This is a genomic window from Kosakonia sp. YIM B13588 (assembly GCF_042788165.1).
GTDB lineage: Bacteria > Pseudomonadota > Gammaproteobacteria > Enterobacterales > Enterobacteriaceae > Kosakonia > Kosakonia sacchari.
Map to the genome: position 1 here is coordinate 55,387 of NZ_JBHZPO010000008.1, position 13,075 is coordinate 68,461.

The 13,075-nt window shown below is 53.8% G+C and carries 12 protein-coding genes and 1 other annotated feature; of the genes, 9 read left to right on the plus strand and 3 right to left on the minus strand.

Annotated elements, in window-relative coordinates:
- Positions 1-5: 5 nt before the first annotated feature.
- From creB to creD, 3 genes are read left to right on the plus strand one after another with little or no spacing between them, the layout of a single operon-like run.
- Positions 6-701: a two-component system response regulator CreB gene (creB, locus tag ACFX4U_RS14775; protein WP_313509039.1), complete on the plus strand. Its 696-nt coding sequence runs from the start codon at positions 6-8 to the stop codon at positions 699-701.
- On the plus strand, positions 701-2,125 hold the full coding sequence (creC, locus tag ACFX4U_RS14780) for a two-component system sensor histidine kinase CreC (RefSeq protein ID WP_313509038.1): 1,425 nt from the start codon (positions 701-703) through the stop codon (positions 2,123-2,125). Before creB ends, creC begins: the two co-directional genes overlap by 1 nt.
- A 57-nt stretch (positions 2,126-2,182) precedes the next feature.
- Positions 2,183-3,556, plus strand: a complete 1,374-nt coding sequence (gene creD / locus ACFX4U_RS14785) for a cell envelope integrity protein CreD (protein WP_313509036.1) — start codon at positions 2,183-2,185, stop codon at positions 3,554-3,556.
- 43 nt (positions 3,557-3,599) lie between these two features.
- Here the strand turns inward: creD and arcA are convergent, their stop codons facing one another.
- Positions 3,600-4,316, minus strand: a complete 717-nt coding sequence (arcA, locus tag ACFX4U_RS14790) for a two-component system response regulator ArcA (protein WP_003856501.1) — start codon at positions 4,314-4,316, stop codon at positions 3,600-3,602.
- Between the two features lie 94 nt (positions 4,317-4,410).
- On the opposite strand from arcA, the gene yjjY reads away from it, so the two are divergent.
- The 6 genes from yjjY (at position 4,411) to thrC (ending at position 10,680) form a co-directional block, all read left to right on the plus strand.
- Positions 4,411-4,551 carry a protein YjjY gene (yjjY, locus tag ACFX4U_RS14795; protein ID WP_086870418.1) on the plus strand — a complete coding sequence of 47 codons (141 nt, stop codon included), beginning with the start codon at positions 4,411-4,413 and terminating at the stop codon, positions 4,549-4,551.
- A gap of 398 nt (positions 4,552-4,949) precedes the next feature.
- Positions 4,950-5,636, plus strand: a complete 687-nt coding sequence (locus tag ACFX4U_RS14800) for a tRNA/rRNA methyltransferase (protein WP_313509033.1) — start codon at positions 4,950-4,952, stop codon at positions 5,634-5,636.
- A 211-nt stretch (positions 5,637-5,847) separates the two neighbouring features.
- Complete coding sequence (gene thrL, locus ACFX4U_RS14805) at positions 5,848-5,916, plus strand: thr operon leader peptide (protein WP_110093700.1); 69 nt, start codon at positions 5,848-5,850, stop codon at positions 5,914-5,916.
- Positions 5,855-5,972, plus strand: a sequence feature (Thr leader region). Its footprint overlaps the gene before it by 62 nt.
- Positions 5,973-5,996: 24 nt before the next feature.
- Entirely contained in the window at positions 5,997-8,459 is a 2,463-nt protein-coding gene (gene thrA, locus ACFX4U_RS14810) for a bifunctional aspartate kinase/homoserine dehydrogenase I (protein ID WP_313509031.1), read from the plus strand.
- A 1-nt stretch (position 8,460) separates the two neighbouring features.
- A complete protein-coding gene (gene thrB, locus ACFX4U_RS14815; RefSeq protein ID WP_045510020.1) occupies positions 8,461-9,390 on the plus strand; it encodes a homoserine kinase in 930 nt (309 codons plus the stop codon).
- A 3-nt stretch (positions 9,391-9,393) separates the two neighbouring features.
- The gene (thrC, locus tag ACFX4U_RS14820) at positions 9,394-10,680 is read left to right on the plus strand and encodes a threonine synthase (RefSeq protein ID WP_313509030.1); all 1,287 of its coding nucleotides are present in this window, start codon (positions 9,394-9,396) and stop codon (positions 10,678-10,680) included.
- A gap of 42 nt (positions 10,681-10,722) precedes the next feature.
- Here the strand turns inward: thrC and yaaA are convergent, their stop codons facing one another.
- Positions 10,723-11,496, minus strand: coding sequence for a peroxide stress protein YaaA (gene yaaA, locus ACFX4U_RS14825; protein ID WP_313509029.1), 774 nt, complete (start codon positions 11,494-11,496; stop codon positions 10,723-10,725).
- Between the two features lie 80 nt (positions 11,497-11,576).
- Positions 11,577-13,007: a sodium:alanine symporter family protein gene (locus ACFX4U_RS14830; protein ID WP_313509026.1), complete on the minus strand. Its 1,431-nt coding sequence runs from the start codon at positions 13,005-13,007 to the stop codon at positions 11,577-11,579.
- Positions 13,008-13,075: the final 68 nt, after the last annotated feature.

Consider the following 13,075-nt stretch of genomic DNA (forward strand, 5'->3'; position numbering starts at 1 on the left):
GCCCAATGTCTACGCCGCAACCGCTGATCTGGCTGGTAGAGGATGAAACCAGCATCGCTGAAACGTTGATTTACATGTTGCAACAGGACGGTTTTGCCGTCACCGCGTTTGAGCGAGGTTTACCGGTGCTGGATGCGGCGCAGCAGCGTCTGCCTGAGCTGGCGATTCTGGACGTCGGCCTGCCGGATATCAGCGGTTTTGAACTGTGTCGTCGGCTACTGGCGCGTGCGCCCGCGTTGCCGGTGCTGTTTCTTACCGCGCGCAGCGATGAAGTCGACAAGTTGCTGGGGCTGGAGATGGGTGCGGATGATTACATTGCCAAGCCCTTTTCTCCGCGCGAAGTATGCGCCCGTGTGCGCACTGTGCTGCGCAGGTTGCAAAAGGCATCTTTTCACAACGAAATGCGGCGAATTGGCCAGTTTGAGCTGGACGAGGACGCCGCGATTATTCGCTGGTGCGGCGAAACGCTGCTGCTGACCCGCTACGAATTTCTGTTGTTGAAGACGTTACTGTTGGCACCGGGACGTGTTTTTTCTCGCCAGCAATTGATGGATCAGGTCTGGAGCGATGCTCAGGAGAGTTTTGACCGCACCGTCGATACTCATATCAAGACCTTGCGCGCCAAGCTACGCGCCATCAATGCCGAACTCACTCCTATCAATACGCATCGTGGTATGGGCTACAGCCTGGGGATCCGCTGATGCGCATTGGCATGCGCTTGTTGCTGGGCTATTTCCTGATCGTGGCAGTTGCCGCATGGTTCGTGCTGTCGATCTTTGTTCAGGAGATCAAACCCGGCGTACGCCGCGCCACCGAAGGGACACTTATTGATACCGCGACACTGTTGGCGGAGCTGGCTCGCGAAGATTTGCGTTCTGGGCATGCGCAGGATGGACGCCTGGCTCAGGCTTTCTCGACGTTAAATCATCAGCCAATCAATGCGCATATCAGCGGGATCCATAAAGTGCGCAATGAATATCACGTCTACATGACCGACAGCACCGGGCGCGTGGTGTTTGATTCATCTGGAAAGGCGTTGGGTGAGGATTACTCGCGCTGGAATGATGTCTGGCTGACGCTGCGCGGGAATTACGGCGCGCGTAGCTCGCTGGCGGATGCCAGTAACCCGCAGAGTACGGTGATGTATGTTGCCGCCCCAGTGACCGATCAAGGCCGCATTATCGGCGTAATCAGCGTGGGTAAGCCAAACAGCGCGATGGATCCGGTGATTAAACGCAGCGAGCGGCGGATCTTATGGGCTGGCGGCGCGCTGCTGGGCATTGCGTTGCTCATTGGTGCGGTCATGGTCTGGTGGATAAATCGCTCGATTGGCAAACTGGCGCGCTACGCTGATTCCGTTACCGAAAACCGTCCGGTTCCTTTACCTGATTTAGGCAGCAGCGAGCTGCGTAAACTGGCGCAGGCGCTGGAAAGTATGCGTGTGAAACTGGAAGGTAAAAATTATATCGAACAGTATGTTTACGCCTTGACGCACGAACTGAAAAGCCCGCTGGCGGCCATTCGCGGCGCGGCGGAGATCCTGCGCGAAGGGCCGCCGCCAGACGTTGTGACACGTTTTACCGACAATATTCTTACGCAAAATAGCCGCATGCAGAACCTGGTGGAAAAGCTGTTACACCAGGCGAAACTGGAAAACCGGCTGGAAATTGCGTTTGCGGCAGTGGATATCGGTATGCTTTTTCACCAGTTGCAGGAGCAGCGCAGTGTGGTGTTATCGGCGAAAGGGTTAACTCTGCATATTGGCGCTGCTGATGCGGTGGCCGCAGGGGATAGCGAACTGCTGGCTCAGGCATTGGGTAATTTACTGGATAACGCCATTGACTTTACACCGCCTGGCGGTGAGGTGGCGTTACGCGCCAGCCGGGAAGCTGACGCGCTGGTGTTAACGGTCAGCGACAGCGGTTCTGGTATCCCGGATTATGCTCTGCAGCGCGTTTTTGAACGCTTTTACTCGCTACCGCGTGCCGACGGGCAAAAAAGCAGTGGGCTGGGGCTGGCGTTTGTCCAGGAAGTCGCGCGGTTGCATCATGGTAATATTCGCGTCCTGAACCGCCCGCAAGGGGGCTGCGAAGCCCGGCTGACACTTCACCCACACTTCACATAACTTCAAATCCTTCACACATAGCCTCGCTACTCTGCACGCATCACTAAGGAGAAGGCTATGTTGAAATCCCCCCTGTTCTGGAAAATGGTAACGCTGTCAGGTTGTCTTTGTGTTCTGCTTATCCCGCTGACGCTGCTGAGTGGCTTAATTGGCGAACGCGCGAATTATCGTAACGATGTGACGGATACGCTGCGCCAGAGCAGCGCTGGCAGCCAAAAATTGATCGGGCCGTTGATCGCCATCCCGGTGACCGAAACGGTGGTTTCTCTGGAAAAAGCCAACGACAACGAGGCTCCCAAAGAGGTGCGGCGTAAACAGAGTTACCTTCGTTTTTGGTTACCGGAATCGCTGATGGTCAATGGTAAACAGCAGGTCGAAACCCGCAAGATCGGTATTTATGATGGGCAAATTTGGCACAACGACATCGAGATCAACGCGGAATTCGACCCAAAGCGGCTGGACATCAAAGCCGATGAGAATGTCTCTCTCGGCGAGCCATTTCTTGTTTTAGCGTTGAGTGATTCGCGCGGTATTGGCCAGTTGCGTACCACCAGGTTGAATGGCGAGACACTCAACGTTGAACCAGGAACCGGGCTGGCAAGCGATCTGCAGGGCGTGCATATGCCGTTGTCGACGGTGAATTTGCAGCAATCGCTGAAGCTGTCTATGGCGTTTAGTTTGAGCGGAACTGGATATTTTTCCGTGGTGCCGTTGGGACGAAATAGTGAGATGACACTGAATGGCGACTGGCCGCATCCGGGGTTTATGGGCGATTTTCTGCCGGAAAAACGCACCGTGAGCGCCAGTGGTTTTCAGGCTCACTGGCAAAGTAGCTGGTTTGCCAACAATCTGGACAGCAAAATGCGTGCTGCCGGGGCGCTGTCTGTCAACAAAAGTTGGGAGTTGCCTGCTTTCAGCGTCAACATCGCTACGCCCGCTGATCAGTACCAGTTGACCGACAGAGCCGTTAAGTATGCAATTTTGCTGATCGTACTGACTTATCTGGCGTTTTTCGTCTTCGAAAGTCTAACCGCGCGGCAAATGCATCCGATGCAATATTTGCTGGTGGGGTTATCGCTGGTGATGTTCTATCTGGTGTTACTGGCGCTTTCTGAACATACCGGATTCACCATTGCCTGGGGGGTTGCCAGCCTGCTCGGTGCACTGCTGAACGGTGTCTATTTGCAGGGCGTATTGAAAAGCTGGCGCGCGGGGTTGTCGTTTAGTATCGCGCTGTTAGTGCTTGATGCGGTGATGTGGAGTCTGTTGAACTCCGAAGATAATGCGCTGTTGCTCGGCACCGGTGTTCTGTTTATCGCCTTGAGCGTAGTGATGGTGTTGACGCGCAAGCTCGACTGGTACGCGCTTTCTGGTTCGGTGAAGAAAATACCGCAACCCGTGAGTGACGAAGAATTGCGGATCTGGAAATAAAAAAAAGCGGCGCTGAGCGCCGCTTTTTCATCATTATTCTGGCTTATTCCTGCAAATCACCGCAGAAACGGTAACCTTCACCGTGAATGGTGGCGATGATTTCCGGGGTATCCGGCGTTGATTCGAAATGTTTACGAATACGGCGGATAGTCACGTCGACCGTACGATCGTGTGGCTTCAGTTCACGACCGGTCATTTTTTTCAGCAACTCAGCACGAGACTGGATTTTGCCCGGGTTTTCGCAGAAGTGCAGCATCGCGCGGAATTCGCTGCGCGGCAGCTTATACTGCTCGCCGTTCGGGCTAATCAGTGAGCGGCTATTGATATCCAGTTCCCAACCGTTGAATTTGTAGCTGTCAACGCTGCGGCGTTCTTCGCTGACCGTGCCCAGATTCATGGTACGGGACAGCAGGTTGCGCGCGCGGATAGTCAGCTCGCGTGGGTTAAACGGTTTGGTGATATAGTCGTCAGCACCAATTTCAAGGCCCAGAATCTTATCGACTTCGTTATCACGACCCGTCAGAAACATCAGCGCGACATTCGCCTGCTCGCGTAATTCACGCGCCAGCAAAAGACCGTTTTTACCCGGCAGATTGATATCCATGATCACCAGGTTGATATCATTTTCAGAAAGGATCTGATGCATTTCAGCGCCATCTGTCGCTTCAAAGACATCGTAGCCTTCTGCTTCGAAAATGCTTTTTAACGTGTTGCGTGTTACCAACTCGTCTTCAACAATAAGAATGTGCGGGGTCTGCATGTTTGCTACCTAAATTGCCAACTAAATCGAAACAGGAAGTACAAAAGTCCCTGACCAGCCTGGTGCATGTCGAAAATTAACATGACGGCGTAACATGACTAAAGTACGTAATTGCGTTCTTGATGCACTTTCCATCAACGTCAACAACATCATTAGCTTGGTCGTGGGCACTTTCCCTCTGAACCCGACAGTGTCAAAAACGGCTGTCATCCTAACCATTTTAACAGCAACATAACAGGCTAAGACGTAAATGACACCCAATAAAACTACGCTTCGTTGACATATATCAAGTTCAATTGTAGCACGTTAACAGTTTAGAGAAATCTTGATAGCCAAATGCTAGCGTTTCTTACAATTTTTCAATAAACCAACTAGTTGCGCATATTAATTGATAAACAGGGCGAATCCAATACAAGTAGGAAATTCTGTATTAAAATGCCATGAATAAACATAGGGATAAGTCCCTTCTGTTAACATCTTAGCAGGTAATATCACTGATAAATAGTTTAGCTTTTTTTAACCGTAGACAAGGGCTAAATCAGTGATTTGTGTTACATAATTGTAAATTCGCACCGCGTAGTATGATGACAAAGGTCACATTTCCCCGTGGTCTCAGTAAGAAGAGAAAGTAAAATGCAATTGGCTGTTGTTCTTGTCTCCCCCGCGAGAGCGGAAAATGTCGGCGCCGCTGCCCGCGCCATGAAAACCATGGGGTTTAGTGATTTGCGTATTGTCGACAGCGACGCGCATTTGCAAGAAGGCGCGCGCCGCGTGGCGCACGGCTCCGGCGATATCCTTGATAATATTAAAACTTATGCAACCCTTACCGACGCGCTGGCGGATATTCCTTTTACCATCGCCACGACGGCGCGCAGCCGGGCGAAATTCCATTACTACGCGACACCTGCGGAACTGGTTCCCTTGTTACAAGAGAAAAGTACGTGGTTGAGTAGTGCTGCGCTGGTGTTTGGTCGTGAGGATTCCGGGCTGACCAACGAAGAGTTGGCCCTGGCGGATATTTTAACGGGTGTTCCGATGGTCGCGGAGTATCCTTCACTTAATCTCGGCCAGGCGGTGATGGTGTTCTGCTATCAATTAGCATCTTTAATGCAACATACCCCGAAAGAGGCAGCCCCGGTTGATGGCAATCAGTTACAGGCGTTGCGTTTGCGAACTCGCGGATTACTGGAAAAATTAGGCGTGGCGGATGATATAAAAATGGCCGACTGGCTCGATCAGCGTCTTGGTCTGCTGGAACAGCGCGACACTGCAATGTTGCATCGTTTGCTGCACGATATCGAAAAAAAACTCGCCGAGTAAATTGCTGTCATAACGTTTTTTTATAGTTAAAGTCACTGCGATACATGGCAGGAATGATCCTAATAGGTTGAAAGTGACGCCTGTTCCAGCGCAGCCGGGAATAACGGCAAAAGGGCGAAAAATAAAAATAAATTGACTTGAGCAGGCAGATACTTTAACCAATATAGGCATACAGCACAGACAGATAATGATTACAGAGCACACAACATCCATGAAACGCATCAGCACCATTACCACAATTACAACCATCACCATTACCACAGGTAACGGTGCGGGCTGACGCGTACAGGAAACACAGAAAAAAGCCCGCACCTGAACAGTGCGGGCTTTTTTTTCGACCAGAGATTAAGGGGTAAAACCATGCGAGTGTTGAAGTTCGGCGGTACATCAGTGGCAAATGCAGAGCGTTTTCTGCGTGTTGCCGATATCCTGGAAAGTAATGCCAGGCAGGGGCAGGTTGCCACCGTGCTTTCTGCCCCGGCGAAAATTACTAACCATCTGGTGGCAATGATCGAAAAAACGATCGGCGGCCAGGATGCGATTCCGAACATTAGCGACGCCGAGCGTATTTTCGCCGACCTGCTACAAGGGCTGGCAGATGCGCAACCGGGCTTTCCCCTCGTGCAATTGAAAGCGTTTGTTGAACAAGAGTTCGCGCAGATCAAACACGTTTTGCATGGTATCAGCCTGCTCGGCCAGTGTCCGGACAGCATCAACGCCGCGTTAATTTGCCGTGGTGAGAAACTCTCTATTGCCATCATGGCTGGGTTACTGGAAGCGCGCGGTCACAAAGTCAGCGTTATCGATCCGGTCGAAAAATTGCTCGCTGTCGGTCATTACCTGGAATCAACGGTCGATATTGCTGAATCTACTCGCCGTATCGCCGCCAGCCGTATTCCTGCGGATCATATGGTGCTGATGGCCGGTTTCACCGCCGGAAACGAGAAGGGCGAACTGGTGGTGCTTGGACGTAACGGCTCCGACTACTCTGCTGCCGTGCTCGCGGCCTGTCTGCGCGCAGATTGTTGTGAGATCTGGACCGATGTCGACGGCGTATATACCTGCGACCCGCGCCAGGTGCCAGACGCCAGGCTGCTGAAGTCGATGTCGTACCAGGAAGCCATGGAGCTTTCCTACTTCGGCGCCAAAGTTCTTCACCCTCGTACCATTACCCCCATCGCACAGTTCCAAATTCCTTGCCTGATCAAAAACACCGGAAACCCGCAAGCACCGGGCACGCTGATTGGCGCGACCTCTGATGAAGATGGTCTGCCGGTAAAAGGCATTTCGAATCTGAATAACATGGCGATGTTCAGCGTCTCCGGCCCGGGGATGAAAGGCATGGTTGGCATGGCGGCACGTGTCTTCGCCGCGATGTCGCGCAACGGCATTTCCGTCGTGTTAATCACCCAGTCGTCCTCGGAGTACAGCATCAGCTTCTGTGTGCCGCAATCCGATTGCGCCCGGGCCCAGCGCGCCATGAGCGAAGAGTTCTATCTCGAATTGAAAGAGGGCCTGCTGGAGCCGCTGGCGGTGATGGAGCGTCTGGCGATCATTTCAGTCGTCGGCGACGGTATGCGCACGCTGCGCGGAATTTCAGCGAAGTTTTTTGCGGCGCTGGCGCGAGCGAATATTAATATTGTAGCGATTGCTCAGGGCTCCTCCGAACGCTCGATCTCCGTGGTCGTTAGCAACGATGATGCCACCACCGGCGTACGCGTCACGCACCAGATGTTATTTAACACCGACCAGGTGATCGAAGTGTTTGTGATTGGTGTTGGCGGTGTCGGCAGCGCGTTGCTGGAACAGCTTAAGCGCCAGCAAACATGGCTCAAAAACAAACATATTGACCTGCGTGTTTGCGGTGTGGCGAACTCGAAAGCGCTGCTGACCAATGTTCATGGCCTGAATCTGGATAACTGGCAAGCGGAAATGGCACAAGCCAAAGAGCCGTTCAACCTGGGCCGCCTGATTCGCCTGGTGAAAGAGTATCACCTGCTGAACCCGGTAATCGTTGATTGTACTTCCAGCCAGGCAGTGGCCGACCAGTATGCGGATTTCCTGCGGGAAGGTTTCCACGTTGTGACGCCGAACAAAAAAGCCAACACTTCATCGCTGGATTATTACCACCAGTTGCGTCGCGCGGCGGAAAAGTCGCGGCGTAAATTCCTGTACGACACTAACGTTGGCGCGGGTTTGCCGGTGATTGAAAACCTGCAAAACCTGCTGAACGCCGGGGACGAGTTGCAGCATTTCTCCGGTATTCTTTCCGGTTCCTTGTCGTTTATTTTCGGCAAGCTGGATGAAGGCGTGAGCCTGTCGGCGGCAACGAATCTTGCCCGCGAAATGGGCTACACCGAGCCGGATCCGCGAGATGATCTCTCCGGTATGGATGTAGCGCGTAAGCTGCTGATTCTGGCGCGTGAAACCGGTCGTGAACTGGAGTTGTCGGATATCGTCATCGAACCGGTGCTGCCGGCGAGTTTTGACGATTCAGGCGATGTTGAGAGTTTTATGGCGCGTCTGCCTGGGCTGGATGATGATTTTGCCGCGCGAGTCGCAAAAGCGCGCGATGAAGGTAAAGTGCTGCGTTATGTTGGCAACATTGAAGAAGATGGCACCTGTCGGGTGAAAATTGCGGAGGTTGATGGCAACGATCCGCTATTCAAAGTGAAAAACGGCGAGAACGCGCTGGCGTTCTACAGCCACTATTACCAGCCGTTACCGCTGGTGCTGCGCGGGTATGGCGCGGGTAACGATGTGACGGCAGCGGGCGTGTTCGCCGACCTGCTGCGCACCCTGTCCTGGAAGTTAGGAGTCTGAGATGGTGAAGGTGTATGCTCCGGCCTCCAGTGCCAATATGAGCGTGGGTTTTGATGTGCTTGGCGCGGCGGTTACGCCCGTGGATGGCACGTTGTTGGGCGATAATGTCAGTGTGGAAGCGGCCGATCATTTCAGCCTGAAGAATGTGGGCCGCTTCGCCAGTAAATTACCGACTGAGCCGAAAGAAAATATCGTTTATCAGTGCTGGGAACTGTTCTGCCAGGAGATCGGTAAGCAGGTTCCCGTCGCGATGACGCTGGAAAAAAACATGCCGATCGGCTCCGGGCTCGGCTCCAGCGCCTGTTCCGTGGTCGCCGCGCTGGTCGCGATGAATGAGTTCTGCGGTAAGCCGCTGAACGAAACGCGTATGCTGGCGCTGATGGGCGAGCTGGAAGGGCGTATTTCCGGTAGCGTGCATTACGATAACGTCGCGCCTTGCTACCTCGGCGGCATGCAATTGATGATCGAGGAAAGCGGCATTATCAGCCAGCAGGTGCCAGGCTTTGATGAGTGGCTGTGGGTTTTGGCGTATCCAGGCATTAAAGTCTCGACAGCGGAAGCGCGCGCTATTCTGCCAGCGCAATATCGCCGTCAGGATTGCATTGCGCATGGTCGCCATCTGGCGGGCTTTATCCATGCTTGCTACAGCCGTCAGCCTGCGCTGGCAGCAAAATTAATGAAAGATGTGATTGCCGAACCGTACCGCATGAAGTTGCTGCCGGGGTTTGGGGAAGCACGTAAAGCAGTGGCGGATATTGGCGCGCTGGCCTGCGGGATCTCGGGTTCCGGGCCAACGCTGTTTGCCTTGTGCGACAAGCCGGATACCGCTCAGCGTGTTGCCGACTGGCTCGGCAAGCACTATCTGCAAAATCAGGAAGGCTTCGTTCATATTTGCCGGCTGGACACGGCGGGCGCTCGCGTAGTGGGATAACCAATGAAACTTTACAACTTAAAAGATCATAACGAACAGGTCAGCTTTGCGCAGGCCGTCACTCAGGGGCTTGGCAAAAATCAGGGGCTGTTCTTCCCGCACGATCTGCCGGAATTTAACCTGACCGAAGTCGATGAAATGCTGGAACAGGATTTTGTCACCCGCAGCGCGAAAATCCTTGCGGCGTTTATTGGCGATGAAATTCCTGAGGATGCGCTGGAAGCCCGCGTGCGCGCTGCGTTTGCTTTTCCTGCGCCGGTGAAACCGGTGGAGAGCGATATCGGCTGCCTGGAGCTTTTCCATGGGCCTACGCTGGCGTTCAAAGATTTCGGCGGGCGTTTTATGGCGCAGATGCTGAGTGCCATCAGCGGCGACAAACCGGTGACCATTCTGACGGCGACATCAGGCGATACGGGCGCCGCTGTGGCGCACGCCTTCTACGGAATGAAGAACGTGCGTGTGGTGATCCTCTATCCGCAGGGCAAAATCAGCCCGCTGCAGGAAAAACTGTTCTGTACGCTGGGCGGCAATATCGAAACCGTTGCAATCGACGCCGATTTCGATGCCTGCCAGGCGCTGGTAAAACAGGCATTTGATGATGAAGAGCTGAAAACGGCACTGGGCTTGAACTCGGCGAACTCGATCAACATCAGCCGCCTGCTGGCGCAGATTTGTTATTACTTTGAAGCGGTTGCACAACTGCCGCAGGAAGCACGCAATCAATTGGTGGTTTCCGTGCCGAGCGGTAACTTCGGCGATCTGACCGCCGGTTTGTTGGCGAAATCACTGGGGCTGCCGATCAAGCGTTTTATCGCCGCCACCAATGCCAATGACACGGTGCCGCGCTTCCTTAAAGAGGGGCAATGGCAGCCTAAAGCGACGCAGGCGACATTGTCGAACGCGATGGATGTCAGCCAGCCGAATAACTGGCCGCGCGTTGAAGAGCTGTTCCGTCGTAAGATCTGGCGCTTAAACGAGCTGGGTTATGCAGCGGTGGATGACGAAACCACCAAATCCACTATCCGCGAACTGAAAAGCAAGGGCTACATTTCTGAACCGCATGCCGCCATTGCTTACCGCGCATTGCGTGATCAACTGCAACCGGGCGAGTACGGTCTGTTCCTCGGCACCGCGCATCCGGCGAAGTTTAAAGAGAGTGTTGAAGCGATCCTCGGCGAAACCTTGCCGCTGCCGAAAGAGTTGGCCGATCGCGCCGATTTACCTCTGCTTTCGCATCAGTTGCCTGCGGATTTCTCCGCCCTGCGTCAGTTGATGATGAGCAAAGCGTAATGTCTTTGTTTCCCCTGCCAGCTGGCGGGGGAAACATAACGCTTACTGCTCGTGACGCTTAAACACCATTTCGTCCTGCGCGGATGCTTCTTCATCAAAGAAATACCCTTCGCTATCAAACCCGGCTAACTGCTCCGGTTTCGTCAAACGCTGCTCAATGATGTAGCGGCTCATCAACCCGCGTGCTTTTTTGGCGTAGAAGCTGATGACCTTAAACTTGCCGTTTTTCTCATCAAGGAACACCGGCTTGATTACCCTGGCTTTCAGTTTCTGGGTTTTGACCGAGCGGAAATACTCATCAGAGGCCAGGTTGATAACAATATCGTCGCCCTGGGCGGCAATGGTGTCGTTGAGTTTGTGGGTAATGGTCTCGCCCCAGAATTGGTACAGATCCTTACCTTTGGCGTTCTCCAGCCGGATGCCCATCTCCAGACGATACGGCTGCATCAGATCCAGCGGGCGCAGCACGCCGTATAACCCGGAAAGCATGCGCAGATGCTGTTGGGCAAAGTCGAAATCCGCTTCGCTGAAGGTTTCTGCTTGCAGACCGGTGTAGACATCGCCTTTAAATGCCAGAATCGCCTGGCGCGCATTTTCCGGGGTGAAATCAGGCTGCCAGTCGTGAAAGCGGGTTGCGTTAAGATCGGCAAGTTTATCGCTGATGCCCATCAGCGCTTTGATTTGCGGCGCAGAGAGCTTGCGGGCGGTCTTAATTAATTGCTGGGCGTGATCCAGCAGTTCCGGCTGGGTAAAGCGCGTGGTCGCCAGCGGGCTTTGGTAATCGAGCGTTTTAGCAGGTGAAATCAAAATCAGCATACTCAGTCCTTGCTGTGCGAGAAATTTCCGCTGACTTTAGCAAAAAAAACAACAGACTTGATCGATAGTTGCGATTAGCGCTACGAACGGGGAATGTCATCCCAGCTTCCCGGCGCCAGCTGGCGTTTGATCTCCGGGTAGCGCTTCGGATCAAAGACCGGCATGACGCCAAGTTTACGCTGGCGCTGATAATCTCGCGCCAGCAGTCTCACCACTGGCGAAAGTAGCAGGATCGCGGTCAGGTTGGTAATGGCCATCAGCGCCATCATCACATCGGCGATATGCCAAATTATCGGCAGGCTGAAAAACGAGCCCATCAGCACCATCAGCAAAACAGCCGTGCGCAGTAACCAGATATTCCTTGCGCTATTACGGCGCAAAAAGATCAGGTTGTTTTCCGCGTAGGTGTAGTTCGCCACAATCGACGTAAACGCAAACAGCGCCACGATGGCGGCAACGAACCCGGCGCCCCAATTTCCTGTCAGCGATACCATCGCCTGCTGCATCAATTGCGTTCCGCCGATTGCACCCGTAGCTGGCGCCGTTCCTGCAAGCAGCAGAATAAACGCGCTGGCGGTACAGACCAGAAAGGTATCGGTCACGACGCCGATCATTTGCACAAAACCTTGTGCGACAGGATGTGGAGGCCATGAGGCGGCAGTGGCGGCGGCGTTGGGGGACGATCCCATCCCTGCTTCATTAGCGAGCATGCTACGTTGAAAACCGCTGGTGATGGCCTGGCTCAGGGTGTAAGCCATGGTTCCGGTTGCCGCTTCCTGCCAGCCAAAAGCGCTTTTAACAATGTTCACAAGAACCGCGGGCAGCAGATTGGCATGCCACAGGCTGACGCCAAAACTGACGACAATCCAGGCCAGCGCCATTACCGGCACCACCCACTGCATCAAGCGTGCAACGTTGTTAAGCCCTTTGAGCATGAACAGGAAAGCACAGGTAGCAAGCACGCTCCCGCTAATAAAACCGGGTACGTTCCATGCATAACGCACGGCCTGTGCCATCGCTGTTGATTGAATAGTGTTAAACACCAGTCCGTAGGTGAGCAGCAAAAAGATGGAGAACAGCACGCCCATCCAGCGCATACCCAGCCCGCGTTCCATATACCAGGCGGGGCCGCCGCGCAGCTGCTGATTGGCGTCACGCTCTTTGTACAATTGCGCCAGCGAACATTCGGCAAAGCTAATGACCATGCCGATAATGGCGGAAATCCACATCCAGAAAATCGCCCCTGGGCCGCCGGTGGTCAGTGCAAACGCCACGCCCGCCAGATTGCCGCTGCCGAGCCTTGTCGCAAGGCTCAGACATAACGCCTGATACGACGAGAGCGCGCCAGGCTGTGCAACTCGGCTGCTTTTCAGACTTTGGCCAAAATCGCGAATGAAACGGAAGGGGACAAACCGGCTGCGGAACGCAAACCAGATACCTGCCGCCGCCAGCAGGTAGACCATCAATGAGCCCCAAAGTATTTCACTGATGAATGAGAAAAATTCAGGCATTAACATTCCTCTTGTTGATGCCGGGGTTGGCCTGGGGCGTGGCTTCAGGAGTGTTCGCATCACTTCGC

Bases quoted from the DNA above. Each gene is read 5' to 3' on its own strand.
- arcA (WP_003856501.1), bottom strand. From the start codon at position 4,316: ATGCAGACCCCGCACATTCTTATTGTTGAAGACGAGTTGGTAACACGC.
- creD (WP_313509036.1), top strand. From the start codon at position 2,183: ATGTTGAAATCCCCCCTGTTCTGGAAAATGGTAACGCTGTCAGGTTGT.
- yaaA (WP_313509029.1), bottom strand. From the start codon at position 11,496: ATGCTGATTTTGATTTCACCTGCTAAAACGCTCGATTACCAAAGCCCG.
- yjjY (WP_086870418.1), top strand. From the start codon at position 4,411: ATGACTAAAGTACGTAATTGCGTTCTTGATGCACTTTCCATCAACGTC.
- thrA (WP_313509031.1), top strand. From the start codon at position 5,997: ATGCGAGTGTTGAAGTTCGGCGGTACATCAGTGGCAAATGCAGAGCGT.
- creC (WP_313509038.1), top strand. From the start codon at position 701: ATGCGCATTGGCATGCGCTTGTTGCTGGGCTATTTCCTGATCGTGGCA.
- thrC (WP_313509030.1), top strand. From the start codon at position 9,394: ATGAAACTTTACAACTTAAAAGATCATAACGAACAGGTCAGCTTTGCG.
- ACFX4U_RS14830 (WP_313509026.1), bottom strand. From the start codon at position 13,007: ATGCCTGAATTTTTCTCATTCATCAGTGAAATACTTTGGGGCTCATTG.
- creB (WP_313509039.1), top strand. From the start codon at position 6: ATGTCTACGCCGCAACCGCTGATCTGGCTGGTAGAGGATGAAACCAGC.
- ACFX4U_RS14800 (WP_313509033.1), top strand. From the start codon at position 4,950: ATGCAATTGGCTGTTGTTCTTGTCTCCCCCGCGAGAGCGGAAAATGTC.
- thrB (WP_045510020.1), top strand. From the start codon at position 8,461: ATGGTGAAGGTGTATGCTCCGGCCTCCAGTGCCAATATGAGCGTGGGT.